Source organism: Bacillus sp. 7_6_55CFAA_CT2, assembly GCF_000238655.1.
GTDB lineage: Bacteria > Bacillota > Bacilli > Bacillales > Bacillaceae_G > Bacillus_A > Bacillus_A cereus.
Map to the genome: position 1 here is coordinate 169,593 of NZ_JH414710.1, position 24,249 is coordinate 193,841.

A 24,249-nucleotide genomic window follows, 5' to 3' on the forward strand; every position below is an offset into this window, starting at 1 on the left:
TATAATCTTTATGGAGAAAAGAGGGGTATATATAATGGAAATAACAAGTAAAACAGAATCTGTCGTTGTGAAATATGAAGGCCACGTTGCAACGGTTATGGTCAATCGCCCAGAGGTGTTAAATGCGTTAGATGAGCCGACATTAAAAGAGTTATTACAAAAGTTGAAAGAAGTAGCGGAAAGTTCTGCGCATATCGTTGTGTTATGCGGGAACGGCCGTGGTTTTTCTGCGGGTGGGGATATTAAATCGATGCTTTCAAGTAATGATGAAAGTAAGTTTGATGGCATTATGAATACTATTTCTGAAGTTGTCGTGACGTTATATACGATGCCAAAGCTTGTTATTAGTGCAATTCATGGACCAACTGCAGGTCTTGGGTTAAGTATTGCGTTAACAGCTGATTATGTAATGGCGGATATATCATCTGTTATTGCGATGAACTTTATTGGAATCGCTTTAATTCCAGATGGAGGCGGTCATTTCTTCCTTCAAAAGCGCGTGGGTGAAAATATGACGAAGCAAATTATTTGGGAAGGTAAGAAGTTATCAGCGACAGAAGCGCTTGATATCGGCTTAATTGATGAAGTAATCGGCGAAGATTTCCAAACGGCTGTGAAACAAAAAATTAATGAATGGTCACAAAAACCGATTAAAGCAATGATTCAAACGAAGCAAATTTTATGTGAAGTAAATCGCTCTAATTTAGAGCAAACATTGCAATTAGAAAAGCGTGGTCAATATGCAATGAGACAAACAGCGGATCATAAAGAAGGTATTGCTGCGTTTTTAGAGAAACGTTTACCAGCATTTAAAGGGGAATAAAGTGAAGTGAGGATTTTGTCCATTCCTTACTGATTATTAGCTCGTTAATTCGGGATAAAGGGGAGAAAGTGCTAACACAATTTAGTATAATTGTGTTAGCACTTTTTTTTTAGGAGTAATACATGAAGAAAATAATCGGTGTTATTACTATTATTTTGCTTACATATTCTGCTTTGCATAGTACACCATCTTTGGCAGTTCGGACTGCGTTATTTTTTAAGGGACATCCAAGTGTTGCATTTTCTGACGGGGTGACGAAAGAAAAAGATGTGAAAAAAGAAGCGATTCCAGATGAGTACCAAACTCTATATGGTAAGGAAAAAAACTCAGAGCATTATTTCTTTCCGCCTGTAAGAGCACATGAATCAGAAATTGATATGTTAAGTGCATGCGTGAAGAAAAAATGGTTTTTCTATAAAGCAGAGCTCGGATGTTATTAAATATAGGAGGATGAATGATGTCAGCATATAACAAGTTAGTAAGAGATCGTGTTCCAGAGAAGATTTTAATGTCTGGAAAAACATATACAGCACAAAAATTAACAGGGCAAGCATACATACAAGCTTTAGCGAAAATTGGAACGGAAGAAATTCGTGAATTTGCTTCTATGAAAGAACGCGAACATGCGCTAGATTCTCTTGCGGATGCGCTAGAAGTTATCATCTCATTAGCACGTGCAGAAGGTGCATCGATTGAAGATGTAGAACGCCTTCGTAAGCAAAAAGAGATAGAGCGCGGTGGATTTGAAAAAGGGATTTATTTATTAGACGTTTCAGAAGAATAGTTTTATAGGAAAAGCATAGCGTTAATGAGTAACGCTATGCTTTCTTGTTGCAATGAAGCTAATAATGAAGAAGATAGCTGTTAATATCCAGCCGATTGTAATAGAAGTAGTAGTATGAACGGCATAAGAGATTTGTAAACAAAATAATGATGCTAAAAACCAAATGAGTGCAATGTGTATATATTTTTTTGATATATTCATATTTCAAGGCTCCTTTTGTATACTAAAAAGAATTTTACTACAATTTAGAAAATTAGGCCATATAAGTAGAGGTTTTCTGGCGAATTTTGTATACTGAATAGTAGAGAAAATGAGGAGGAAACGACAATGGCACATCATGCGAAAGAAACGATGGAACTGATTAAGGAGCTTGTCTCTATTCCAAGTCCATCTGGAAATACAGCAAAAATTATTAATTTCATTGAAAACTATGTCAGTGAGTGGAACGTAGAAACGAAACGTAATAATAAGGGAGCTCTTATTTTAACGGTAAAAGGGAAGAATGATGCGCAGCACCGCTTATTAACGGCACACGTTGATACGTTAGGTACGATGGTAAAAGAAATTAAGCCTGACGGTCGCCTGAGTCTTTCTATGATTGGTGGATTTCGCTGGAACTCTGTAGAAGGGGAATATTGCGAAATTGAAACATCAAGTGGCAAGACATATACAGGAACGATTTTAATGCATCAAACATCTGTACATGTATATAAAGATGCAGGTGAAGCAAAACGCGATGAGAAAAATATTGAAGTTCGTATTGATGAGCGCGTATTTTCAGCTGATGAAGTACGCGAATTAGGAATTGAAGTAGGAGACTTCGTTTCATTTGATCCGCGCGTTCAAATTACAGAGAGTGGATACATAAAATCACGTCATTTAGATGACAAAGTAAGTGTTGCAATTTTATTAAAATTAATTAAAAGATTACAAGACGAAAACGTAACATTACCATATACGACGCATTTCTTAATTTCTAATAATGAAGAGATTGGATACGGTGGTAACTCTAACATTCCAGAAGAAACTGTTGAATACTTAGCAGTTGATATGGGAGCGTTAGGTGATGGACAAGCATCTGATGAATATACAGTATCTATTTGTGCAAAAGACTCTAGCGGCCCGTATCATTATGCACTGCGCAAACATTTAGTAGAGCTTGCGAAAACGAATCATATTGAATATAAAGTAGATATTTATCCGTACTACGGATCTGATGCATCAGCTGCGATTCGCGCGGGATTTGATGTGAAACATGCGTTAATTGGAGCGGGTATTGATTCTTCCCACGCATTTGAACGTACGCATGAAAGTTCTATTGCGCATACAGAAGCATTAGTGTATGCATATGTAATGTCTAATTTAATTGAAGAATAATTTCATAGATAATAGAGAGCTGATTAAAGATATTATTTTTAATCAGCTTTTTATTTGGCAAAGCGATTAGGAGACATGTCCTAATCGCTTTTTTATCCCGCTATTTGCCGGGCAGTAAGACTCCTACCTCAAAATTCAGCGAAAGCAAAAAAGTTAGATGGAGGCGAGCTGCTCGTAAAAGCCCGATTGGTGAGGGCTGATTAAAGTTTTTTATATACATTCATTATAAGTTATATATATGCGTTTTTTGTTATACGGCCGGAAACGTATTTACTATAGATATATAATGTTATACACTATGAAAGGAATTAATTAATAGTTAATATTTTTTAGTTAGCTTGATTAAAAAAATGAATGAATATGAAGTTTTGAGAGGAGATTTATTTTTCATGAAGTACAAAGCAATAGCCGCAGGTTTATTAGCAGCAAATTTACTAGCACATCCAATTAGTAGTTTAGCAGAAACGAAGAAATTTCCTGATGTTTCAGATAGTGCGTGGTCAAAAGACGCAATTTATTATTTAGTAGAGAGAAATGTAATTAACGGTATGCCAGATGGTAACTTTATGCCATACGGAAATTTAACACGCGCTCAGGCAGCAAAGATTATCGCAACAGCAATTGGTGCTAAAATAGATCCAATTGCAAAGCCGTCTTATAATGATGCAAAAAATAGTTGGGCAGCTTCATTTATTGCAGCCATGGAAAAAGAGAATATTATTAAAGGGCGAGAACCAGGAGTATTTGATCCTGAAGGAAAAGTAACTCGTGCTGAAATGGCAGCTATGCTTGTAAGAGCATATAATCTGAAAAGCAAAGTAACAGGACCAGTTCCTACAAAATTTGCTGATTTAGAGAATCATTGGGGTAAAGAAGAAGTTAATATTTTAGTAGAATTAAAACTTTCTTTAGGTACAGAGGATGGCTGGAAACCGAATGATTCTATTACGCGTGAACAAGCAGCTCAACTTACTGCGCAAACAGATAAATTTAGCAAGAATAGTGATCGTCCAGTAGAAACAAAGAAAATGTACATAGATAGAAAATTCATTACATATCACGCACCATCATTAAGTTCTGGGATTAGTGCAAATCAGCATAATCCACAAATGGTTGAAATTAAAGAAGAGCGAGATGGATGGATCAAAATTGCAACAAGTAAAGGTGATAAATGGACACCTTTAGTAGAGAAAACAGAAGTTATTAATGAAGGATTCACTACTTATGCAGAAGCTTCTTCTTCTTCAAAAGTAATGGGAACACATAACGCACAGCAAGTAACTGTTATTGAAGAGAACGGCAGCTGGATTCGTATCCGCATGGGCGCTGGTTTCCAATGGGTTAATAAAAATCAATTAAATCCAGTGAAGCAAGGTAACTTCTTAGAGGGCAAAGCGATTATCATTGATCCAGGTCATGGTGGAGTTGATTCAGGTAATCCAGGTTATTATGAGAAAGAAAGTGAAACTGTATTAGATGTATCATTGCGATTACAGAAGATATTTGAGAAAAAGACACCATTTACTGTGTTATTCACTCGTACAGATGATACACGTCCAGGAACAAGTGCTTCTGATTCTTTAAAGAAACGTGTAGAATTTGCTCAAAAAAATAATGGGGATATTTTTGTAAGTATCCATGGTAATGGTACGGAAAGTAAAAATGGGCAAGGTACAGAAACGTTTTACTATGAATCAGCGACAGCAAGAGGAACAAATCCTAACGTATCAGAAAGTCGTTTACTAGCAGAAAAAATTCAAGAACGTCTTGTAGATGCACTGGGAACAAAAGATCGTGGTGTGAAAAAAGGCGATTTATACGTAATTAGAGAAAATACAATGCCAGCTGTATTAGCAGAATTAGCATTTGTAGATAATAAAAGTGATGCAGATAAAATAGCTACACCAGCGCAGAGACAAAGTGCAGCGGAAGCAATTTATCAAGGTATTTTAGATTACTATGAAGAAATGGGTAACAACGTGTCTTCTTTCCGTTAATAAATAATAAGAGATTGCCATTGGCAGTCTCTTTTATTTATTAACGTTTCTCTTTATTTCCGGCATATGATATCATTTAATTTTATATACAAAAGAAAAGTATTTGAGTAATTGTAATCAGAACAATTTTAAACGATAGAGGATGATAATAGATTGAATAATCATAGTAAAACACCTGCCTGTATATATACGTATGCATTTCGTGAGGAGGAGCGTGCTTTATGTTACTTGGAAATGCGCTCGTTCTTTGGAATGGAGTCCCACGTTAATATTTTAAAAAGTGATGTCAAAATTGACCCGAGTAGAAGTGCGTTTATAAAAGAGCGCGTTGAAGTTATGTATGAAGGGGACGACTTAGAAAGTATCTTAAAACAAGTGGAACAAATTGATTTGGCGGGAGCGACATTTAAAGTTATCTTCGTTAAAATCAATGACCTCGTTGGAGAGAATAAAATTGAATATGGAGAAAGACGTCTTATTGAAAGAGACCTCGGCATGCATATTGAAGGAGAAGCGGATGTTCGTAATCCAGAGCGTGTATTCGGGATTGTTCCTCTTGGAGGACGCTGGTACTTCGGGCACTATGTAGAAAGCGAACCAGTTTGGTATCATCACATAAAAAAACCGCATAGCTATTCGACATCTCTTAGCACACGTGTTGCGAGATCAGTTGCAAATATCGCTGTACCAAATCCAGAGGGAGTACGAGCAATTGACCCGTGCTGCGGTATTGGAACAGTAGTAGTAGAAGCACTTTCTATGGGGATTAACATCGTTGGTAGAGATATAAATCCACTTGTAGTTCTTGGAACGAGAAAAAATATCGCGCATTTCGGATTTGAAGGAACAGTAACAAAAGGTCCAATCGAGGAAATTACTGAGAACTACGACGTTGCCATTATCGATATGCCGTACGACCTATTTACGCACGCCACACCAGAAGATCAGCTATCAATTCTCTCAAGTGCACGCCGCATCGCGAAAAAAGTAGTCGTTGTCACGATGGAAACAATGGACGACATGATCCATGAAGCAGGATTCGAAATTACAGATCGCTGTATTACAAGAAAAGGATCATTTACTAGACAGATTCTTGTTTGTGAATAAGAAAGGAAGGTCACCCGTTTGGGTGACCTTTTTTGTTTGTATTGATGTGTAATTGGTTGGTGGTTTAGGTAGATGAATTAGCGAAATTTGTCGGTAAGTCGATATTGCATGTCGAATCGCCGATAAATTTAAAAAATCGCTGATATATTGTGTTGAATCGCTGATAAATTTAAAAAATCGCTGATATATTCCGAGAATCGCCGATATCGTTACATTAGAATATTACTGTTCTTTTAATTTCTCTTGTTGTGCAAGTAGTAAATTGCGCAAGATGTGTCCGCGGTAACTTTCTAGTTTTCGTCCTTCATGATAGCGTACGCCTAATTTTTTTAGTTCAGCTACGTACCAGCCTTTTGTTCCGTAATACATGGGATCACTTCCTTTTTGCTTTTGAACAGTATATGTTGGGGGTAGAAGTAACTTTCCAGTGAAAATAATAAGACTGGTTGTATCAAGGGGCTCCATAACATAGCCTCTGGACAGTGTATAAAAAAATAGACAGTAATGTATGCTTTTTTAAACAATGTATACAAATTTATACCCTATGCGTTGGCATGATATTTGCAATGAAAAGAGTATCAACGTATAGGGGAGAGATAGAAATGAAGGTTAGTAAAATATATACAACGATTGATGCACACGTAGCTGGGGAGCCGCTTCGAATTATTACGGGTGGTGTGCCAGAAATAAAAGGGGAAACGCAGCTGGAAAGACGCGCGTACTGCATGGAACATTTGGACCATCTTCGTGAGGTTCTTATGTATGAACCGAGGGGGCATCACGGAATGTACGGTTGTATCATTACACCGCCAGCAAGTGCCCACGCTGATTTTGGTGTTTTATTTATGCACAATGAAGGATGGAGTACGATGTGTGGTCATGGCATTATTGCTGTCATTACAGTTGGAATTGAAACAGGCATGTTTGAAGTAAAGGGTGAAAAACAAAAGTTCATTATTGATAGCCCAGCCGGAGAAGTTATTGCGTATGCAAAATATAACGGGAGTGAAGTAGAATCTGTATCATTTGAAAATGTTCCTTCATTTGTATACAAAAAAGACGTTCCTATTAAAATAGATAACTATGAATTTCAAGTAGATATCGCGTTTGGAGGAGCATTTTACGCTGTTGTAGACTGTAAAGAATTTGGTTTGAAAGTTGATTTTAAAGACTTGCCCGCTATTCAAACGTGGGGCGGTAAAATTAAACATTATATAGAGAGCAAAATGGAAGTGAAACATCCACTTGAAGAAGGATTGAAAGGAATATACGGCGTTATCTTTTCAGATGAACCGAAAGGAGAAGACGCAACTTTACGAAATGTAACAATCTTTGCTGATGGGCAAATAGATCGTTCTCCTTGCGGTACAGGAACTTCCGCAAGAATCGCAACTCTTTTTGGAAAAGATGCTTTACAAAAGGGAGAAATTTTCGTCCATGAATGCATTACTGACGGGAAATTCGAGGGGGAAGTATTGTCGGTAACCGCAGTAGATACATATGAAGCTGTCGTTCCAAAAGTAACGGGGAATGCCTTTATTACAGGATTTCATCAGTTCGTTGTAGACCCGAGAGATGATTTGAATCGAGGATTTTTGTTAGGATAGAAGGAGGAGGTGGAAAGATATGCTAGTCATAAGCGCGAACGAACAACGAAACTTAGTAAATATGAACGAAGTCATTGAATACGCGGCGCTTGCTTTAAAAGAATTTTCCGCAGAAAGAACGATCACACCAATTCGAGGCTCATTGCCATTTGCGAACGAGAAAAATACGGCATTAATTATGCCCTCAGTAGCGGAAGGGCTTGAGGCACTTGGCTTAAAAGTAGTAACAGTAGTCCCAGAGAACAAAAAGATAGGAAAGAAAACGATAAACGGGATTGTGATGCTATCAGACTTTCAAACGGGAGAACCGCTCGCACTTTTAGAAGGATCGTACTTAACGATGATCCGAACAGGCGCCTTATCAGGAGTAGCGACAAAATATTTAGCTCGTCATAACGCAAAAACTTTATGCATTATCGGCACGGGCGAACAAGCGAAAGGAATTGCCGAAGCAATATTTGCGGTTAGAGATATCGAAAAAGTCATCTTATACAATCGCACAGAAGAAAAGGCGTATGCATTTGCGGAATATATACAAGAGAGATTCAACAAACCTGCATATGTTCACACAAATGCAAATGAAGCAATAAGCGAAGCAGACATCATCGTCACAACTACGAATGCATCCACACCAGTCTTCTCAGAAACACTACAAAAAGGCGTCCACGTAAACGCCGTCGGCTCATTCAGACCGAGCATGCAAGAACTACCCTCACACGCCATAGCTAAAGCAAACAAAGTAGTAGTCGAATCAAAAGAAGCAGCACTAGACGAAACAGGAGACCTTCAAGTTCCAATAAAAGAAGGGCTATTCAAAGCAAACGCCATTCACGCTGAACTTGGTCAAATCATAAGCGGAGAAAAAGCCGGACGCGAAAATGATGAAGAGATTACTGTTTTTAAATCGGTTGGTTTGGCAGTAGTAGATATTATTGTTGCGAAGTATTTGTATGAGAGAGCGGTGGAGCAAGGAGTAGGGAATAAGATTGAATTTTGAGACTGACTTTTGGTGGTCTTTTTGTCAGGATGGGTGTGCTAGTATTTATAATTGAAGCCTTTTAATATTATGTTGAAATATATGAATTCTGCGCAGACATCACATCATTCATTCAATTGGTGTATGAAAAAAGTTGCACCTCTAATTATTAGAGATGCAACTTTTTACCATTCACGCCATTCTTCTGTTATGTCTTCTTCAGATTCTAGACCAGCTATTCTTGCTGCTGTATCGATAAATTCATAGAGATCTTCTCTTTCCATTGTTTCGATAAAATAGTCATGTTCGTCATTTAATTCATTTATGTTAAGAACAACCTCTTTAACAACATGCATTATTTCAACTTCAGTTGGATTTTTTCCCAATTGCTCTAAATTATTTATGTAAGTATCAAGAACTTTATTTGTTGCACTTATATTTTCTTCAGTGAAAAATTCCCCATCTTCATCATTCTCAATCCATTGGGTTGTTGGTTTGTTTTTTTTCAGTTCATCAAATGTCATGATAACCTCCTAAATGTGTTTTTTGTCTTTAATCCCATTCTACATTTTCGGTCATATATAACAATCATTTTAGAGGGGTTTTCTGTAAGCTGCTAGTTTTTTTACTCATTTTACGAGGTTAATTATTCATGGTCTTCTTATTTTACGTAAAAGCAATTGATTATTCTTAATTATTCGACACATTACAACAATTTAAGATCATATTTTTTGCTATGATAAGTAAGGAATTTATATATCGTGTTATTGGGGGATAAAAAGAGATGTTGAAAAAATTTACTACATGTATTTTAGGTGGCGCTTTAGTATTCAATTTATCTGGTTGTGGCAATACATCCGACAAAACTTCTTCAGAATCTAAAGAAACCAATTCTAAACAAGAAGAAAAGAAAGTGCAAACGACTGATGAGACGCAAACGAAAGAGAATACAAAGCAGAAAAATACAGAACAAGCAAAAGAGAAATCAAAAATAAAAGAAAAAGAGTATGCTGTAAACAAGGATTTTCATACACCTAAATTTGATGTAACTGTAAAAAGAGTTGTAGAAAGAGATAAGGTTGGTAAAGAGAGTATAGGATTCCAAAAACCTGAAGATGGACATGTCTTTATTGTTGTAGAAGCAGAAGGGAAAAATATCACAAACGAACCGATGAAATTAGCCGTTTTACCATCAGTGGATTTAGTGGATGAAAATGATAATGCTTACCAAAGTGATGTGTTGGCAGCTAGTAGTTATGCGGTTGAAAAAGGCGAGACCTCTAGTATTACTAAGGGATTAAAACCAGGGGAGGTAATGAGAGAAAGTAAAGTTTACGTGATTAATAAGGAAAAATTTGATACAGGAAAATGGTATGTAGTTGTTAACCGTGAGTATAAGGAACAAATTAAATAGTGATTATTTATGAAGAGGAGATGGCTCCTCTTTTTTTGCATAAAATTTTGTAAAGCAAAAAAAATAGAATATTAATATTCTAATATTCAATAGAAAGATAAAATGTTTAAAAATTCATAATAAAATATTATGAATTTTATTTAGTAAAAATAACCAATTTATATGTTACTCATTATGTATGAAAGGGGAAATGAAAATGGCTGGACAAATTCGCATGTCACCAGAGGAGCTTAAATCGAAAGCTGCTCGATATGGACAAGGTGCAAATCAAATTGAGGATATTTTAAGTCAACTACAAAACTTACAAAATGAATTAAGAGGAGAATGGGAAGGTCGTGCTTTCGAAGGTTTTGATCAACAGTTCAATGAATTAAAGCCAAAAGTACAAAACTTTGCACAGCTATTACAAGAAATTAATATGCAGCTGAATAAAACTGCAGAGGCTGTTGCTTCTCATGATGAAGAATTATCACGTAATTTCGGTTTGAAATAAAAATTGTTTTACCCTATATAACAAGCATTTCAAATGAGCCATACAGCTTATATTGTATGGCTCATTTGATTGCATGCCTAGAGCGAGTGATATTGATAGGGATATATATAATGAGATTTCTTTAATGCATTTGGAAAATTTATAGAAAGGATTTGAAAGAATGGGACAATTTCAAAGTAATTTACAAACAGCAACGCAAATTGCTACGAAGATGGGATCAGCCTCTGATAGGATTCAAAGTGCAACCAGTCGTTCTATAACAAAGGCGACGCGTACAACGTTGTCTGTTAACTTCAAATCACAAGAAGCGAATCAGCAAGTTTTAGACTTGGCGAAACAATTTTCCGCCGCCTTTCAACAAGCGGTTGATAATATTCATTCGGTATCTAACGAGTTTGAGAGAATGGATAATGAACTTCATAATACCTTTCGCTAATGTGACCATCTGATAAAAGTAAAAGGGTAGGGGGAAAAGATGAGTCAAGATACTGAAAAACAAATTAATCAATTGAATCAAAAACTACAAAGTGTATTCGAAGAACAGGATCGAAATCAATTTGCAATTCAAACTCAGGAACATGTGGAACGAAATTTTTATGAATGGAAAAATAGAAGTAATCGTTTATTTAATCGAATTTTAGAAACTTGGCATAAAGATAGAGAAATGTCATTGTTTTTTATGGATATGCGTCAAGAAGCACAATACATAGAACGAAAACTTACATTTGAATTGGAAAGCCAAAAAGAAACATTGTTTAAAGAGAAACGAGATCTTAGTGACCTAGAAAATGACCTTTCATATCAGCAACAACAATTAGTAAAGGAGGCTAATTCATGAGTTTAAATATGTATTTGGGAGAAGTACAAAACCAAACTCAAAGTATGAATGCTGTATGTACGGCCACCATTCAAGGTATGGAACAAGCCATTCAGTCGATTGACGCTTTTGCAACTGATACTGTGTTACAAGGGCAAACATATAGTAGTGCAAAAGCATTTTTTGTACAAACCTTTCGTCGTTTAGCACAAGGAATCATTTATCTGTGTGAAGAGTTAATTCGTCAGAACGATGCTTTTCCAAGTGACTTTCAATCACAAGTCGCTTCCACAGATGTAATTGAACAAGAAATATTAGAACAAATTCGAGAAATTGACCGAATGAAAGCAAGTATGGAAGCCATCAGTCAAGCTATGCCAATGCCGGGTATGGATGCCATGGTAAATCTTTTTATTGTTATGAGGCAAAAACTGCAAGAAAAATTAGAACATCTATATGAATTTAATTATACTTCTAGTAGTAATTATGATACAGCACTCCAACTAGCTGCTAGTATCGCACAAGGTTTAGCAGAGGTACAAAGTGGAAAAGGTTTTAGTCCTGCAAGTGGTACATTTAGTACACAAGGGTTGTATATGGAATGGACAACTTCAATTCAAGCAATTACAGAAGAGAGGGCACGACAAGCTGCCAATTCAATTGAAGAAGGTGAAATGTGTGGTAAGCTACCTGAAAAATCTACTGGTGAAAAAATTTGGGACGGCATTGTAGATGGTACGGGACAAGCAGTTAGCGATACAATAGACGGAATAAAAGCTTTAGGAGATTGGGAAACGTGGGAAAACATGGGGAACGCTGCTTTGCACCCTATTGATACCCTTAGTACCATGTATAATGCATTGTCAGATTCATTTATTAATGATGTAATAAATGGAGATGCTGAAAGTCGTGCTAAATGGGGAAGTTATGCTTTAACACAAGTTGGATTAGGACTTATTGGTGATAAAGGATTAAGTAAAGTATCGAAGGTAGCAACTACTGCAAATCTAACAAAAGGTATGTCCAGAGTAACTAATTCTGCTACATATAGAAATGCAATAAACGTATTAAATAATTTTAATTTAAACATCGGAAACCGTTTTGCTTATGCTGGTATTGGGGGAAGTTCTTTAAAATCTAGCTTTATTGATACTTATCAAACAGCTAAGGATAAGCTATCACCTTATCAATATACTAAGAGGACTACGGATGGTGACATTTTTGTTGGTAAATTATATGGAGAAGATGTAATTCTTAAAGATGTTAAAGTTGATGAAATTACTTACTCTAAGAGAACTCGAGAAGAAGCTGCAAAACTTAGAAAGGTTTTTCAAAATACTGTAAAAAAGGAATTCCTTTACAGTTTGGCAACTAATCCTGAGAAGATTCTTGAACTTAAGAAAGCGGGTATACCAGATTTTGAAATAGAAAATATGAAAAAAGGAAAAAATCCATCAGGGTGGCAAGTACATCATAACCTCCCCTTAGATGATGGGGGGACAAATGACTTTGAAAATTTAACTTTAATACAAAATCATCCATATCATAAGGCTATTACTAATACACAAAAAACACTAACTAAAGACTTAACTCATGGAGATAGTATTGATATAGATTGGCCTATACCAAAATATAATATTTATCCTAAAGGGGAATAAATTGAGAAAGAAGGTTTTTATATGTGGAAAGATACGCTTTTAGAAGTTGAAAAAACAATGAAAAGTTTTAACCTCAAACTGAATAAACCAGCAAAAGATACTGAAGTTCAAAGATTAAGAGAACGTGTTAAAGAAAGCTTTAATATTGATTTACCTAATGAGTATGAGGAATTTCTTAGAACTGTAAATGGCTTCGAATTTGATGGTCTGATAATTTATGGAGTTGACCCTTCTTTACTAGAAACAGAAAGAGATGAAACAGTTTATGGACTTTTAGAAAATAATAAGATTTGGTATGAGAATGAGTGGCAACAAGAGTACCTTTTCCTTGGAGATTCAGATATAGCATGGTTTTGTAAAAACATATCCGAAGGTACTTACTTAGAACTTGATAAACCATCTGGTACAGTGATGGAAACATATAATGATTTCAATACAATGCTTGAGGAAGCATTGAAACCAACTCTTCTTTAGTAAGGAGGTAGTAAAAATTATGTTTAACTTTTTGAAAGAATGAGACAATTTCGAAGTAATTTACAAACAGCAACGAAAATTGCTACGAAAATGGGATCAGCCTCTGATAGGATTCAAAGTGCAACCAGTCGTTCTATAACAAAGGAGAGTAAAAATGAAAATTTGGGAATTAAAGAGTTCATTTGATGACTATGAATCCTTTCAACTATTGAATTTAGAAGAAGATTCTAAAAAGTATTTTAAAGGAAAAATTGACTCGGCAGTAAAAGCATCTGATTCATGGGGAGAAATACGTATTAAATGTGTAGAAGAAGGAAATCAAAGTGATTTGCCTCATTTTTGAGGAGAAGTTGGTACACCGATGGTTAGTGGGAAAGCTAAAAAATTCTTAGAGTCTATACTTGGTGATAATGTAGAATTTTTTCCCCTAATTCATGATGTGACAGGAGAAGTGTATTATATAATTAACGTTTTAAATGTAATAGATGCTATTGACTATGAGAAAGCTATACTAAAGAAACTACGTTCTGGCTTAGTAATAGATTTCAAAAAATACGCATTCTTACCTAATATGGTTAAGAACCAAACAATATTTAAAGTTTACTTAAATGAAATATTACATATTCCTTCCGTTTTTGTATCAGATGAATTTAGAAATACAGTGTTAGAAAGTGATTTAAAAGGTTTTGAATTTATAGAGGTATAGGATTGCAGAAGCAAACATGTAAAAGAAAGTCCTAAAATAATTGATAGGAGTTAGTGACATGGATGCAAAGGTTTTAGAAATTCTAAGAATGTTAAACAATTATGAGGGAAATGAAAAAGAAATTTTTGAACTGATTCAAGCTGAAGCAATGGTGAAATTTATATGTGGAAAAATCTGATTTTAGAAATTGAAAAAATAGAGAAAAGTTTTAATGATAAACTGAATACACCAGCAACAGATAGTGAAGTTAAGAAATTAAGAGAACGCATGAAAAAGAGTTTCAATGTTGACCTACCGATTGAATGTGAGGAGTTTCTTAAAACTGTAAATGGATTAGATTTTAACGGGCTAGTACTTTATGGAGTTGACTCTTATTTGTTAGATACAGAAAGGGACGAATCAATTTGCGGGCTTATAGAAACCAATGAGATTTGGTATGAAAATGAATTTCAAAAAGAGTATCTTTTCCTTGGAGATTCAAATATAGCATGGTTCTGTAAAAACTTATCAGACGGTACTTATCTAGAACTTGATAAACCATCAGGTACGGTAATGAACACATATAATGATTTTAATACAATGCTTGAGGAAGCGTTAAAAATAACCCTTCTTTAATAGGGGAGAGTAAAAAATATGTTTAATTTTTTGAAAGAATATGTTGTAGTAGACAGAAGTGCCCGTTCTAAACAAAAATATATTTTTTATCCTTTACCAAAAGAAGAGATAGCAGAAGCAGAAGGTTTGTTGAAAATGCAGTTTCCAAAAGAACTAAAGCTTTTTTATGAGGGAATTGGCTATGGATTTTTAAAGACTAATAAGACTCTTATTAACAGATTCATGGACCCATTTTCTATTGTAGATTTTCGTTTAAGACAAGATATTTATGAATATAATCCCAACCTAGATGATGTAGATGATGATGAATCATTAGTGTTTTTTGAAGTATCAGAGATTAGCTTTTTAACAATTAAATTTAAGCAGGAAAATGAATTAGGTCAATGTCCTATATATTATGGTTCAACGAAAATAGCGGATTCTTTAGAAGAATTTTTAATAAAAATGGAAGGAAATCCTGATTATTATATTTAATAGATATCAATTCTATTTTGTAGAGTGTGCATTATTGGTTCATCATTTTAAGAAATGTTTTCTAGCTTATGTGATTGCGAAGACAAATAATAATTAATTATGAGTAACAAAAGTAAGACTTATGTGAATTACGCATAAGTCTTTTTAATATTATCCCCAAGTTAAGAAGATTGAGGGGGAAAATTTTCATGAATCTAGGGGGCTAGTTTAAAAGAAATTAAAAGACAATTAAATATACCTAGATTTCAACACCCGATTAGTAAAAAAATGGTACCATTAACAGATAGTAATGGTAAAAGGATATTAAATGATAATAAACAGCCTATTATGACTCGAGAATTTACATATGAAGTAAAAGGAGAATCAAGATCATTCAGAGGGTCATAAGTTTGGAGAAGGTGGAGTTGGAGATCATCCACTGCATCATAATGTAAGACCTGAATACAATACACGAACAGGACAGGTAGATGGTATGGAGGATCATTATTATTTTGAGAAGAGAAATAATAAATAGGGAGTATAAAAATGATTGATCAATTTAAATTTTTAAATCCCCAAGCGTTAATTAGTATTTTTGGGAAAATACCAAATTTGGAAGAATCAGAGTTATTAGATGTGCGTCTTAAAAGAGATGGTCCGACTTTAGTTATTCAATTGATGACAAAGGAAAATGTTGAAAACAAGCCAAAGCGATGGAATAAGTGGGATGTAATTTATGTAGAGATATCTTTCTTTACTATTCATAATTTAACAATAAAAGGTTTAGGGACAGAAAATATAATTGATTATTTTGAAATAAATACGATAGAAGAAGAGGGTTTATTAAAAATTAAGTGTAAGAATCAAATGTTAGTTGAGTGCTCGTTTGGATGGGCAAAGGTAGAAGGGGTAACCCCAGGTTTAATAGGATTACCATAATTTTGATGGGAAGTAGATAGTTAATTTTTATAATATTCATATTTTAATGTTTTGGGGTTAAATAAGGAATGTATAAAAAGACATTTGAAACGTTAATAGTATTGCAAACATATGAAGCGGAAATTATTAAAATTAAGACACCTGATTATATACATGTATTAGGTGATTATGATAGAAGTGTCAAAGGTGAGATTATAATAGGTGGGTATGGTTATAGATTCCACAGGAGTTTCATTTAAGTTTGAGAAGGAAGCGAGATAATAGAACGCAAAAATTTTCAAAAATAGTTATATGTGTTGGTGCGTTAATAATGATTATACTGGGCATGATTGTACATGATACATGGAAGGATAGGATTTATTTTTCTTTAGCTGTACTTTTTGTTACCGTACTTTCTTTAATATGGAATATAGTTGCTTATAATATTATGGATAAATTTAGAAAAAAGAGAATAAATAGCTATGAAACTTTTAATGATTGGAACAATAGCAGGGGGGGTAATTAACATGAAAAAAAGTATAGATTTTAATAAGAAAGCTTTTGAATATTATATGGCTCTTTATGCTGTAAATGATATAAGATCGACTATAATTACTCTTGTGATTGGGATAGCAGATATATTTGTGTTTTTACCTGCTTTTGCAAATCCTGTTCAACCGATATATATGTACATAATAGTTCCACCAGTTGCTTTTTTAAATGTATGGGCAATATGGATTGTTATAAATCCTAGGAAGCGGCAATTACAATACATTCTATTTCGCGGGGTATTTGGCATCGTATGTTCAGTAGGATTATTAGTTATAACCCAAAAGTTTGCATATGGAATGTTAGGATTACAAACTCCCATCTATTTTGTTTTTTCAGTTGGTTTGTATATTTTTGCTTTGAATCAGTATTATAAAAATCATATTAGAAAACTTCAGAGACCAATCAAAAAATCAAAGTCATCGAAAAAAAACTCTGGTTTCGGAGTATTGGCTTTTGTAGGATTGGGTCAACTCATTGCTAATATCAGTCTTGGTTTTGCAACACAAAAGATGGTAGCAATTGTATTAATGTGTGTATACTCGATGCTTTCGTTTATGTTGTTTCATTTCATTATGGAACTCCATAGGTATTATTATTTAAGGAAGCATATAGAAGATGGGGGTAGAACACATGAAACCATTTAAAGAGTCTGTATTGAATTTTAAGTATATAATCGTGGTTCTCCTATAGTCAGTAAAGAATGCGGAAAAGAAAAGGGAGAAGCAACATCATGAATATAGAATTACATTTAGATAAAGCAAGGGTGGGGAATTATGCAATTTTCTAAAGAAAAGTTTTTACCAAATGGTTCTATTGTTCTCTTAAAAGGATGGACAAAAAAGGTTGTAATTTACGGAAGAAAACAACTACTTATGGTTGAAGAACCTGTATAACTACATAGGCTGTTTTTATTCAGAAGGATTATAAAACTAATCCACTTAACGAAGGTAGAACAGCTCCTAAAATTGTTGACAAGGGTACTTTTGATAAATATGGATTTGAAGGTATTGCATACGAATTACCTGACCCCACTAGTCGGTGGTTGGTAGAATATGGACGAAATGCTAAACTTATTAAGTAAGAGAGGAGAACGAGTTAAATGATTAAGCCTTTATACGCCGAAAATATTATAGTGGGTGTAAAATATAAAAATAAGCTCAATTGGTATATAAATGAATCGGATTTATGGTGTTTAGATTATAATCAAGCTGGTTATTCTCCTAGTGAATATCCAGAAGAAAGAAAAGGCATTAGTATTTTAAATGAGACTACAATAGCTAACTTTTTAGAAAGAATAGAAAAATATAAAAGATTTACAGAAGATATTAGGTTAGAATTTTTAAGGGAACTAAGAACTAATAGAGAAGAAGCCTATTATGATTATAATCCATGTTTCCTAATAGATTTTGAGCGTTTAATTTTTTATTCTAATTATCCGGAATCAATATCTTTTGAAGAATATATTCCGAATAACTGGAGAGGGTATTTACAGCGATTTGATGAAAAAGTACCCTATGAATATAGATACTGGGAAGATAAGAATAAAAGCTATTTAGTTAGAGAGGATTAGGTCATTGAAGAAAATAAATTAATTATGATAAAAGAAACATTTAAGAATGAAGAAACTGGTGAACTAACGCCAGGAGTTACTATAATACTTGATGGGAATGTAAGGGGATTATTGGAAATAATTGCAGGGAAACAAGGTTATTCGGATTATGCAGAAGCTCTAAAAGAAGTAATCTTTGAAGGGATTCATCATTTTGTGAAAAGAAATAAATAATAAGCTGACATATACTCTTAAGGTAAAGGGCAATTCCGAAAGGGGTATGCCCTTTTTATTTTGAAAATTTGAAATGTAACTAAGATATTACTTTTTTCTTATTTAGTGATACCAATATATTTAAGTGAAAATCTGTGGTGTGCTATGATTTAAGATTTCTTGCAACATTGCAATGTCTTTTGTTTATAGAACCAATAGCCGAAGGTTTTGCGCATGGTGTGAGTCCTAATAGATTCGATACAGGAAAAGTCTCCAGGTTTTTGAGATTTTTGATAAGTCTAGATCTTATTAATGGGTTGATCTTCTTTTCGAGAAGGGAATAATATTTCACAAAAGGTGTAAAATGGGATGTTGATTTAGATGGTGATGGTGAAAACAGGTTCGAAAAAAGCTTGGTCAACAATAGCGGGGTGGTTTAATTAACATGAAAAAAAATACAGATTTTAATAAAAAAGTTTTTGAATATTATATGGCTCTTTATCCTGTAAATGAAATAAGATTCCAAATAATTGCCCTTGTTCTTGTGGGAGCGGACATATTTATTCTGTTGCCCGCTTTTGCGAATCCTTTTCGATTACTCTATGTATATATAGTAACTCCTCCAGTTATTTTTTTAAATTTGTGGGCGATATGGATTGCTATCAACCCTCGGAAACGACAATTACAATACACCCTATTTCGAGGAGTATATGGCGCCATATGTTCAGTCGGATTATTGGTTATAACGCAAAAATATGCTTATGAAGTGTTACAATTACAAACTCCCATCTATTTTATTTTTTCAGTTGGTTTGTATGGTTTTGCTTTGTATTATTTTTATAAAAATCATATTGAAAAACTTCAGGAACCAAGAAAAAAATCAAAGTCGTCAAAAGGAAATGGTGGTGTAAAAGTAGCAGCTATTGCAGCGGGATCGGGGCAGTTAATTGCTAATATAATTCTTAGCATTGCAACACAACAGATGGGGGCAATTGTATTTATGTCTGCATGCACAGTGTTTTCGTTTGTTTTGTTTTATATGATTATAGAACTCCATAAGTATTATTATTTACGGAAGCATATAGAAGATGGAGGGAAAATACGTATAGGCTTTTAAAGAGGATTTGTTGCATTTCAAGTATATAATTGCACTCTTCTTATGGAAGCCATTCACGAGGCTTATAGCAATAAAAGAGGTATAAATGGAAGATTATATTCTGGTAAAACATCTGAAGGAATGAAAATTAGGTTTGTTCTTATTAAGGATAAGATTATAACTGTTTATCCCGTGTATTAAAGAATGTAAGGTACTCCAAAATGAGAGTAACTACTCAGCCCATAGTTAAAAATGCAAAGCAATGTGGAGGGAATTGTTAAGGAGCACTCCCCCTAAGTTTCAGATGAAATTAAATGATTGAATATTTACATTTAAATAACCGACTATTTATGCTTTAATATTTATATGTACATAACTGGGATAATTGGGAAATTATATTTAATATATTTTAAGAAAGGGGAATGTTTTTTATATGGAAACTCCAGAAAATCAATTTAAACGTGCACTTAATCCTTGGTTCTCCATTTGGACAAAACCACGTGATACAATGAAAGAAATTTTTATATCCAAACCAAAGAATGTGTTTTTACTCATTTTATTAGGCTCATTTGTACAGACTTTAGATCGAGCATCTTCTAAAAATGTGGGGGATTCAATAAGTAGTCCAGTTTCAATAATCTCAATGGTTATATTCGGTACCTTCGTTGCTTTCTTAATTTATTATTTTTTGCTACCAGCGTTATTTAATTGGGTGGCAAAAAAACTTGGTGGACAAGGTACCTTTGAAAAAACACGTTACTCAGTTGCCTATTCTTATATCCCTTACGTTTATTCTCTTATATTAGTTTGGGTGCCTTCATTTTTCTTGTTTGGGATAGAAAACTTTACGAGTGAGACACCGGAAATGGATAGTAGCATAACTTTAACGATTTTGTTTCTTATTTTTGCCATAATTGATATAGTTATTGGAATTTGGACAATCGTTATTTCCTTAAAATGTTTAGGAGAAGCACAGCAATTTTCAGCATGGAAGGCATTATTAACAATAATAATATCCTTTATGATTATCATTCTTCCTTTGGTAATAATAGTATTTCTTATAGTAGGGGTTACAATCTTTTAATTATTGATTTGCTTCTTATTTATCCAAATGTTTTCTACGCGCTGTTAGTAATTGTTACGGGGTGAACAGCCACATGATTCGGATGTTCCACTTGGCGAAGCGTATGACCTATATGATCAAATTGATCGCCCGTTTTACGGCCTGTTTTTCTTATTATCAGTGTTAAAAGGAATTTGTGAAGGCAAACTTGAAAATCAAATATTAAACTATTAAAACCTTAAGGGAGCTAAGTAGATTGTCTTTGTTCGTCTCTTATTTTCCAATCGGAGAATAAGGGATGAATTTTTATGAAGGAGTAAATGCAGCCTTTGTTACCACTCCCGCTATTCCTCTGTTATATCTTCCTCAGATTCTAAGCCAGCTATTCGTGCAGCTGCATCGATAAATTCATAGAGATCTTCTCTTTTCATTGTTTCGATAAAGTAGTCATGTTCGATATTTAGTTCATTTAATTTCATAACTATCTCTTTAACAAATTGCATGACTTTGGCTTCGGTTGGATTCTCACCTAATTGCTGTAAATTGTTAATGTAAGTGTCAAGGGCCGTATTTGTTGCGCTTATATTTTCTTCAGTGAAAGATTCCCCATCTTCATCATACTCAACCCATGAGGTTGTTGGTTTGTTTTTTTAATTCCTCAAATGTCATGATAACCTCCTAAATGTGTTTTTTGTCTTTAATTTCATTCTACATTTTCGATCCTATATAACAATCATTTAAGAGGGATTTTTTGTAGGCTGCTAGTTTTCTAACTTATTTTCCCCTCCGCATAAATATAGTTTATCGCAAGAATGCATGAATAGATTACAAACTTTCTACCTTTGCGAAAAAGTTTGACAATACATACGGGTAGTGGTAATTTAAAACCTATAAGAAAACTTGGTATTAATCCCGAGTTTTCTTATAGGTGTAAATAGTCGAGAGGGGTCGAAATATGAAGAAGAAGTTGTTTGTATTACCATTTGTCCTACTATTATTTATTGCATTAGCTGCTTGTTCAGGGGAAAAAGATTCGAAGCAAGCGGGCACTAGTAAATCAGGGACTCCGAAAGATGGAGGAACGTTAACGATTGGTGTTAGCGATAATCCGGATACGATGAATCCGCTTTATGCGAATGATCGTGTGTCGTTAACCGTGCAGCAAGCTTTATATGCACCGCTGTATCATATGGAAGACGGTAAGAAAAAGTTTGTTCTTGCTGAGAGCTTTACGCCTTCAGAGGATCAATTAACATGGACTTTAAAACTAAAGGATAATTTGAAATGGCATGATGGTAAGAAAATTACATCAGACGATATTGCGTTTACATTCCAATCTATTTTAGATGAGAAACAAAATAGCTCAAGTCGTGAAAACTTTGTTTTTAAAGGAAAGCCACTTGAGGTGAAAAAGGTAGATGAGTTAACAACTCAATTCGTTTTACCACAAGTAAGTGCATCTTTTGAAGGTGTAATGAATGATTTCTTCCCAATTCCGAAGCATGTATTTGAAGGGGAAGCAGATTTAGCGAAGAGTAAGAAAAACTTACAGCCTGTAGGATCAGGTCCATTTAAGTTTAAAGAATATAAATCAGATGAGTACGTTGCATTAGATCGATTCGATGATTATGTAGGTGGTAAAGCGAAGTTAGACTCTATCGTATACCGCGTTGTAAAAGACCGTAATACAGCAAATGTTTCACTGCAAAATGGTCAAATCAACATGAAGATGATTGAGCCGCAAGACTTTAAGAAATTAGATAGTACAGGGAACTTCTCAATGGTGACATTCCCTGAAGGTAGATTATTCTACTTATCTTATAACCAAAATACAGATCTAATGAAGAAAAAAGAAGTGCGCCAAGCAATTGCGCATGCGTTAGATAAGAAAGAAATGATTAACTCAGCATTCGTTTCGAGTCAATTTGCAGAACCAGCAAATTCAATCTTAACGCCAGACGCTATGTATTATGCAAAAGATATTAAAGATTATAAGTATGATAAGAAAGAAGCGAAAGATTTATTAGCAAAAGCTGGCGTGAAAGATAAAGAAAAAGTACGCGTTATGTATGTAACGAATAATAAAATTATGGAAAGCTTAGCGCTTTATACACAACAAAAATTACAAGAAGTTGGCTTAGAAGTTGAACTGAATGCATTAGATGCTAGTGCAGCAAGTGAAAAAGGCTTAGATAAAGAGAATAAAGAATATGATATTACATTCGGTGGTTACATAATGGGACCTGAGCCAGATTCATATAAGAGCTTATTCTTAAGTAATGCTGAATACAATTATGCGCGTTATAAAAACGCTGATTTCGATAAGTTATGGGAAGAAGCTGCAGTTGAAACAGATAAAACAAAACGCGCAGAACTATACCATAAAATTCAAGAGACAGCGAGAGAAGACTTACCTTATCTACCAATTGCGTATCCGAAAGCAGTTATTGCAGTAGATAAAAAGTTTGATGGATTGAAAGAAGCAAAAGCAATTCCTGTCACAATGTTTGAAGATTTATCTAAGATTTATGAAGTGAAATAAGAAACAAACAGTAAAGAAGCTGGTGGAAATCAGCTTCTTTAGCTTGAGGGGGGAAGTTTGTGTATAAAGTAATTGGGAAGAGGCTTTTAAATGCAATTCCGCTTTTATTTGTTATTTCTATTATTTCTTTTCTATTAATAAAACTAGCACCGGGCGATCCTGTTCGAAACTTTGTCACGCCGAATATGAGTCCAATTGATGTCGAGCGTATTCGCACAAGTTTAGGGCTCGATCAACCGATTTATATGCAGTATATTTTATGGTTGAAAAATATTGTAACAGGGAACTTTGGTTATTCACTTCAAAACCATCGTCCTGTTTTAGATCTTATTGTAGAAAGGTTACCTGCGACAATTGGGTTAATGGGATCATCTTTACTCGTCTCATTTGTAATCGCAATCCCGCTTGGACTATTAACAGGTGTGAAAAAGAATTCTATCTTTGATCGCGTTGTAAACTTTATCTCTTATGTGGGAATCTCCATGCCAGTCTTTTGGTTCGCTTTACTATTAATTTACTTATTCTCTTTAAAGTTGAACCTTCTTCCGAGTATGGGTATGCGTACAGTCGGTCAAGATTCCGTCTGGGATATTGTGCAGCACGGCATTTTACCTTGCATGGTGCTTGCGTTCCAAAACGTTTCTGTTTATATGAGATATATTCGCTCAAGTACAATCCAGCAATTAGAAGAAGACTATGTACAAATTCAATATGCGTACGGTGCTTCAAAGAAAACCGTTTTATTTAATCACGTACTTCGAAATGTATTAATACCGATTATCACGATTTTCGGATTATCTATTCCGAGTTTAGTAGGCGGAGCGTTTATTACGGAAACAGTATTCTCATGGCCGGGACTTGGTTCACTTGGGGTAAATGCTATTTTTAGATTTGATTATCCAATTATTATGGCAATTACATTACTATCATCATTCATGTTAATTCTCGGTAATTTAATTGCTGATATTTTATATGGCGTAGTAGATCCGCGCATTCGAATGAGGGGGTGATTTGG

At 34.4% G+C, this 24,249-nt stretch carries 30 protein-coding genes and 5 pseudogenes; 30 read left to right on the forward strand and 5 right to left on the reverse strand.

All coding sequences use genetic code 11. The annotated features are described in order from the left end of the window. The first annotated feature begins 10 nt into the window (after window positions 1–10). The 3 genes from HMPREF1014_RS16450 (at window position 11) to HMPREF1014_RS16460 (ending at window position 1,607) form a co-directional block, all read left to right on the forward strand. Complete coding sequence (locus tag HMPREF1014_RS16450; protein ID WP_001999174.1) at window positions 11–823, forward strand: enoyl-CoA hydratase; 813 nt, start codon at window positions 11–13, stop codon at window positions 821–823. A gap of 122 nt (window positions 824–945) precedes the next feature. Beyond that, window positions 946–1,263 (forward strand): YjcN family protein, encoded by a 318-nt coding sequence (locus HMPREF1014_RS16455; RefSeq protein WP_000720151.1) that lies wholly within the window; start codon window positions 946–948, stop codon window positions 1,261–1,263. A 17-nt stretch (window positions 1,264–1,280) separates the two neighbouring features. Next, a complete protein-coding gene (locus tag HMPREF1014_RS16460; protein ID WP_001277349.1) occupies window positions 1,281–1,607 on the forward strand; it encodes a nucleoside triphosphate pyrophosphohydrolase in 327 nt (108 codons plus the stop codon). 21 nt (window positions 1,608–1,628) lie between these two features. Here HMPREF1014_RS16460 and HMPREF1014_RS16465 read toward each other — a convergent pair whose 3' ends face one another. Continuing rightward, the gene (locus HMPREF1014_RS16465; RefSeq protein WP_001027086.1) at window positions 1,629–1,808 is read right to left on the reverse strand and encodes a hypothetical protein; all 180 of its coding nucleotides are present in this window, start codon (window positions 1,806–1,808) and stop codon (window positions 1,629–1,631) included. A gap of 126 nt (window positions 1,809–1,934) precedes the next feature. Here HMPREF1014_RS16465 and HMPREF1014_RS16470 point away from each other — a divergent pair, with 126 nt between their 5' ends. From HMPREF1014_RS16470 to HMPREF1014_RS16480, 3 genes are all read left to right on the forward strand, one after another. Then, on the forward strand, window positions 1,935–2,984 hold the full coding sequence (locus HMPREF1014_RS16470; RefSeq protein ID WP_000930030.1) for a M42 family metallopeptidase: 1,050 nt from the start codon (window positions 1,935–1,937) through the stop codon (window positions 2,982–2,984). A 389-nt stretch (window positions 2,985–3,373) separates the two neighbouring features. Beyond that, window positions 3,374–4,981: an N-acetylmuramoyl-L-alanine amidase gene (locus HMPREF1014_RS16475; RefSeq protein WP_000875319.1), complete on the forward strand. Its 1,608-nt coding sequence runs from the start codon at window positions 3,374–3,376 to the stop codon at window positions 4,979–4,981. 153 nt (window positions 4,982–5,134) lie between these two features. Further along, window positions 5,135–6,088, forward strand: a complete 954-nt coding sequence (locus HMPREF1014_RS16480; protein WP_001059316.1) for a TRM11 family SAM-dependent methyltransferase — start codon at window positions 5,135–5,137, stop codon at window positions 6,086–6,088. A gap of 222 nt (window positions 6,089–6,310) precedes the next feature. Here the strand turns inward: HMPREF1014_RS16480 and HMPREF1014_RS31340 are convergent, their stop codons facing one another. Further along, window positions 6,311–6,553: a YflJ family protein gene (locus HMPREF1014_RS31340; RefSeq protein ID WP_000433498.1), complete on the reverse strand. Its 243-nt coding sequence runs from the start codon at window positions 6,551–6,553 to the stop codon at window positions 6,311–6,313. 89 nt (window positions 6,554–6,642) lie between these two features. Here HMPREF1014_RS31340 and HMPREF1014_RS16490 point away from each other — a divergent pair, with 89 nt between their 5' ends. Together HMPREF1014_RS16490 and HMPREF1014_RS16495 are read left to right on the forward strand one after the other, a co-directional pair. Then, window positions 6,643–7,695, forward strand: a complete 1,053-nt coding sequence (locus HMPREF1014_RS16490; protein ID WP_157466029.1) for a proline racemase family protein — start codon at window positions 6,643–6,645, stop codon at window positions 7,693–7,695. Window positions 7,696–7,714: 19 nt separating this feature from the next. Beyond that, complete coding sequence (locus HMPREF1014_RS16495; protein ID WP_000960306.1) at window positions 7,715–8,692, forward strand: ornithine cyclodeaminase family protein; 978 nt, start codon at window positions 7,715–7,717, stop codon at window positions 8,690–8,692. Between the two features lie 164 nt (window positions 8,693–8,856). Here HMPREF1014_RS16495 and HMPREF1014_RS16500 read toward each other — a convergent pair whose 3' ends face one another. Beyond that, the gene (locus tag HMPREF1014_RS16500; protein WP_000141768.1) at window positions 8,857–9,195 is read right to left on the reverse strand and encodes a hypothetical protein; all 339 of its coding nucleotides are present in this window, start codon (window positions 9,193–9,195) and stop codon (window positions 8,857–8,859) included. Window positions 9,196–9,455: 260 nt separating this feature from the next. On the opposite strand from HMPREF1014_RS16500, the gene HMPREF1014_RS16505 reads away from it, so the two are divergent. From HMPREF1014_RS16505 to HMPREF1014_RS16585, 17 genes and pseudogenes are all read left to right on the forward strand, one after another. Beyond that, a complete protein-coding gene (locus tag HMPREF1014_RS16505; RefSeq protein WP_000913417.1) occupies window positions 9,456–10,085 on the forward strand; it encodes a hypothetical protein in 630 nt (209 codons plus the stop codon). A 196-nt stretch (window positions 10,086–10,281) separates the two neighbouring features. Further along, a complete protein-coding gene (locus HMPREF1014_RS16510; protein WP_000918588.1) occupies window positions 10,282–10,578 on the forward strand; it encodes a WXG100 family type VII secretion target in 297 nt (98 codons plus the stop codon). 160 nt (window positions 10,579–10,738) lie between these two features. Beyond that, complete coding sequence (locus HMPREF1014_RS16515) at window positions 10,739–11,014, forward strand: TIGR04197 family type VII secretion effector (RefSeq protein WP_000529669.1); 276 nt, start codon at window positions 10,739–10,741, stop codon at window positions 11,012–11,014. Window positions 11,015–11,053: 39 nt separating this feature from the next. Next, on the forward strand, window positions 11,054–11,416 hold the full coding sequence (locus HMPREF1014_RS16520) for a DUF3958 family protein (protein WP_000076386.1): 363 nt from the start codon (window positions 11,054–11,056) through the stop codon (window positions 11,414–11,416). After that, the gene (locus tag HMPREF1014_RS16525) at window positions 11,413–13,053 is read left to right on the forward strand and encodes a T7SS effector LXG polymorphic toxin (protein ID WP_000056075.1); all 1,641 of its coding nucleotides are present in this window, start codon (window positions 11,413–11,415) and stop codon (window positions 13,051–13,053) included. Before HMPREF1014_RS16520 ends, HMPREF1014_RS16525 begins: the two co-directional genes overlap by 4 nt. Before the next feature lie 21 nt (window positions 13,054–13,074). Beyond that, window positions 13,075–13,527: a YrhA family protein gene (locus tag HMPREF1014_RS16530; protein ID WP_000265347.1), complete on the forward strand. Its 453-nt coding sequence runs from the start codon at window positions 13,075–13,077 to the stop codon at window positions 13,525–13,527. Between the two features lie 39 nt (window positions 13,528–13,566). Beyond that, window positions 13,567–13,680, forward strand: a pseudogene (locus HMPREF1014_RS31885) (TIGR04197 family type VII secretion effector); the annotation flags it as partial. A 1-nt stretch (window position 13,681) separates the two neighbouring features. Continuing rightward, window positions 13,682–14,233 (forward strand): annotated as a pseudogene (locus HMPREF1014_RS16540) (imm11 family protein). Between the two features lie 162 nt (window positions 14,234–14,395). Further along, complete coding sequence (locus tag HMPREF1014_RS16545; protein WP_000265784.1) at window positions 14,396–14,848, forward strand: YrhA family protein; 453 nt, start codon at window positions 14,396–14,398, stop codon at window positions 14,846–14,848. A gap of 18 nt (window positions 14,849–14,866) precedes the next feature. Continuing rightward, complete coding sequence (locus HMPREF1014_RS16550; RefSeq protein WP_000481691.1) at window positions 14,867–15,322, forward strand: SMI1/KNR4 family protein; 456 nt, start codon at window positions 14,867–14,869, stop codon at window positions 15,320–15,322. 418 nt (window positions 15,323–15,740) lie between these two features. Further along, window positions 15,741–15,836 (forward strand): HNH/endonuclease VII fold putative polymorphic toxin, encoded by a 96-nt coding sequence (locus tag HMPREF1014_RS32190; RefSeq protein WP_242785551.1) that lies wholly within the window; start codon window positions 15,741–15,743, stop codon window positions 15,834–15,836. An 11-nt stretch (window positions 15,837–15,847) separates the two neighbouring features. Then, the gene (locus HMPREF1014_RS16560; protein WP_000566925.1) at window positions 15,848–16,240 is read left to right on the forward strand and encodes an immunity 50 family protein; all 393 of its coding nucleotides are present in this window, start codon (window positions 15,848–15,850) and stop codon (window positions 16,238–16,240) included. A gap of 241 nt (window positions 16,241–16,481) precedes the next feature. Next, window positions 16,482–16,745: a hypothetical protein gene (locus tag HMPREF1014_RS16565; RefSeq protein ID WP_001253181.1), complete on the forward strand. Its 264-nt coding sequence runs from the start codon at window positions 16,482–16,484 to the stop codon at window positions 16,743–16,745. 1 nt (window position 16,746) lies between these two features. Next, on the forward strand, window positions 16,747–17,415 hold the full coding sequence (locus tag HMPREF1014_RS16570) for a hypothetical protein (protein WP_000748171.1): 669 nt from the start codon (window positions 16,747–16,749) through the stop codon (window positions 17,413–17,415). A 129-nt stretch (window positions 17,416–17,544) separates the two neighbouring features. Continuing rightward, window positions 17,545–17,692 (forward strand): annotated as a pseudogene (locus HMPREF1014_RS16575) (DUF4176 domain-containing protein); the annotation flags it as partial. A 178-nt stretch (window positions 17,693–17,870) separates the two neighbouring features. After that, window positions 17,871–18,341, forward strand: a complete 471-nt coding sequence (locus HMPREF1014_RS16580; protein WP_000595040.1) for a hypothetical protein — start codon at window positions 17,871–17,873, stop codon at window positions 18,339–18,341. A gap of 3 nt (window positions 18,342–18,344) precedes the next feature. After that, window positions 18,345–18,554: a hypothetical protein gene (locus HMPREF1014_RS16585; RefSeq protein ID WP_043308071.1), complete on the forward strand. Its 210-nt coding sequence runs from the start codon at window positions 18,345–18,347 to the stop codon at window positions 18,552–18,554. A 98-nt stretch (window positions 18,555–18,652) separates the two neighbouring features. On the opposite strand, the pseudogene HMPREF1014_RS32195 reads toward HMPREF1014_RS16585, so the two are convergent. Continuing rightward, window positions 18,653–18,877 (reverse strand): annotated as a pseudogene (locus HMPREF1014_RS32195) (tyrosine-type recombinase/integrase); the annotation flags it as partial. A gap of 101 nt (window positions 18,878–18,978) precedes the next feature. Here HMPREF1014_RS32195 and HMPREF1014_RS16590 point away from each other — a divergent pair. From HMPREF1014_RS16590 to HMPREF1014_RS31635, 3 genes are all read left to right on the forward strand, one after another. Then, window positions 18,979–19,650 carry a hypothetical protein gene (locus HMPREF1014_RS16590; RefSeq protein ID WP_000742405.1) on the forward strand — a complete coding sequence of 224 codons (672 nt, stop codon included), beginning with the start codon at window positions 18,979–18,981 and terminating at the stop codon, window positions 19,648–19,650. Window positions 19,651–20,062: 412 nt separating this feature from the next. Then, window positions 20,063–20,713: a Yip1 family protein gene (locus HMPREF1014_RS16595; protein WP_000449734.1), complete on the forward strand. Its 651-nt coding sequence runs from the start codon at window positions 20,063–20,065 to the stop codon at window positions 20,711–20,713. A 51-nt stretch (window positions 20,714–20,764) separates the two neighbouring features. Next, on the forward strand, window positions 20,765–20,926 hold the full coding sequence (locus HMPREF1014_RS31635) for a hypothetical protein (RefSeq protein WP_043308073.1): 162 nt from the start codon (window positions 20,765–20,767) through the stop codon (window positions 20,924–20,926). A 110-nt stretch (window positions 20,927–21,036) separates the two neighbouring features. Here the strand turns inward: HMPREF1014_RS31635 and HMPREF1014_RS32200 are convergent. Further along, window positions 21,037–21,361 (reverse strand): annotated as a pseudogene (locus HMPREF1014_RS32200) (hypothetical protein). 286 nt (window positions 21,362–21,647) lie between these two features. Between HMPREF1014_RS32200 and HMPREF1014_RS16610 the strand changes: the two are divergent. Together HMPREF1014_RS16610 and HMPREF1014_RS16615 are read left to right on the forward strand one after the other, a co-directional pair. Continuing rightward, window positions 21,648–23,234 (forward strand): ABC transporter substrate-binding protein, encoded by a 1,587-nt coding sequence (locus HMPREF1014_RS16610; protein ID WP_000727706.1) that lies wholly within the window; start codon window positions 21,648–21,650, stop codon window positions 23,232–23,234. A 59-nt stretch (window positions 23,235–23,293) separates the two neighbouring features. After that, window positions 23,294–24,244, forward strand: a complete 951-nt coding sequence (locus HMPREF1014_RS16615; RefSeq protein WP_000278808.1) for an ABC transporter permease — start codon at window positions 23,294–23,296, stop codon at window positions 24,242–24,244. Window positions 24,245–24,249 lie beyond the last annotated feature (5 nt).

Bases quoted from the DNA above. Each gene is read 5' to 3' on its own strand.
- HMPREF1014_RS16525 (WP_000056075.1), top strand. From the start codon at position 11,413: ATGAGTTTAAATATGTATTTGGGAGAAGTACAAAACCAAACTCAAAGT.
- HMPREF1014_RS16460 (WP_001277349.1), top strand. From the start codon at position 1,281: ATGTCAGCATATAACAAGTTAGTAAGAGATCGTGTTCCAGAGAAGATT.
- HMPREF1014_RS16475 (WP_000875319.1), top strand. From the start codon at position 3,374: ATGAAGTACAAAGCAATAGCCGCAGGTTTATTAGCAGCAAATTTACTA.
- HMPREF1014_RS16500 (WP_000141768.1), bottom strand. From the start codon at position 9,195: ATGACATTTGATGAACTGAAAAAAAACAAACCAACAACCCAATGGATT.
- HMPREF1014_RS16470 (WP_000930030.1), top strand. From the start codon at position 1,935: ATGGCACATCATGCGAAAGAAACGATGGAACTGATTAAGGAGCTTGTC.
- HMPREF1014_RS16610 (WP_000727706.1), top strand. From the start codon at position 21,648: ATGAAGAAGAAGTTGTTTGTATTACCATTTGTCCTACTATTATTTATT.
- HMPREF1014_RS16595 (WP_000449734.1), top strand. From the start codon at position 20,063: ATGGAAACTCCAGAAAATCAATTTAAACGTGCACTTAATCCTTGGTTC.
- HMPREF1014_RS16570 (WP_000748171.1), top strand. From the start codon at position 16,747: ATGAAAAAAAGTATAGATTTTAATAAGAAAGCTTTTGAATATTATATG.
- HMPREF1014_RS16560 (WP_000566925.1), top strand. From the start codon at position 15,848: ATGATTGATCAATTTAAATTTTTAAATCCCCAAGCGTTAATTAGTATT.
- HMPREF1014_RS16515 (WP_000529669.1), top strand. From the start codon at position 10,739: ATGGGACAATTTCAAAGTAATTTACAAACAGCAACGCAAATTGCTACG.
- HMPREF1014_RS16590 (WP_000742405.1), top strand. From the start codon at position 18,979: ATGAAAAAAAATACAGATTTTAATAAAAAAGTTTTTGAATATTATATG.
- HMPREF1014_RS16510 (WP_000918588.1), top strand. From the start codon at position 10,282: ATGGCTGGACAAATTCGCATGTCACCAGAGGAGCTTAAATCGAAAGCT.
- HMPREF1014_RS16495 (WP_000960306.1), top strand. From the start codon at position 7,715: ATGCTAGTCATAAGCGCGAACGAACAACGAAACTTAGTAAATATGAAC.
- HMPREF1014_RS16465 (WP_001027086.1), bottom strand. From the start codon at position 1,808: ATGAATATATCAAAAAAATATATACACATTGCACTCATTTGGTTTTTA.
- HMPREF1014_RS16490 (WP_157466029.1), top strand. From the start codon at position 6,643: ATGATATTTGCAATGAAAAGAGTATCAACGTATAGGGGAGAGATAGAA.
- HMPREF1014_RS16520 (WP_000076386.1), top strand. From the start codon at position 11,054: ATGAGTCAAGATACTGAAAAACAAATTAATCAATTGAATCAAAAACTA.
- HMPREF1014_RS16450 (WP_001999174.1), top strand. From the start codon at position 11: ATGGAGAAAAGAGGGGTATATATAATGGAAATAACAAGTAAAACAGAA.
- HMPREF1014_RS16455 (WP_000720151.1), top strand. From the start codon at position 946: ATGAAGAAAATAATCGGTGTTATTACTATTATTTTGCTTACATATTCT.
- HMPREF1014_RS16580 (WP_000595040.1), top strand. From the start codon at position 17,871: ATGATTAAGCCTTTATACGCCGAAAATATTATAGTGGGTGTAAAATAT.
- HMPREF1014_RS16545 (WP_000265784.1), top strand. From the start codon at position 14,396: ATGTGGAAAAATCTGATTTTAGAAATTGAAAAAATAGAGAAAAGTTTT.
- HMPREF1014_RS31340 (WP_000433498.1), bottom strand. From the start codon at position 6,553: ATGGAGCCCCTTGATACAACCAGTCTTATTATTTTCACTGGAAAGTTA.
- HMPREF1014_RS16550 (WP_000481691.1), top strand. From the start codon at position 14,867: ATGTTTAATTTTTTGAAAGAATATGTTGTAGTAGACAGAAGTGCCCGT.
- HMPREF1014_RS16530 (WP_000265347.1), top strand. From the start codon at position 13,075: ATGTGGAAAGATACGCTTTTAGAAGTTGAAAAAACAATGAAAAGTTTT.
- HMPREF1014_RS16505 (WP_000913417.1), top strand. From the start codon at position 9,456: ATGTTGAAAAAATTTACTACATGTATTTTAGGTGGCGCTTTAGTATTC.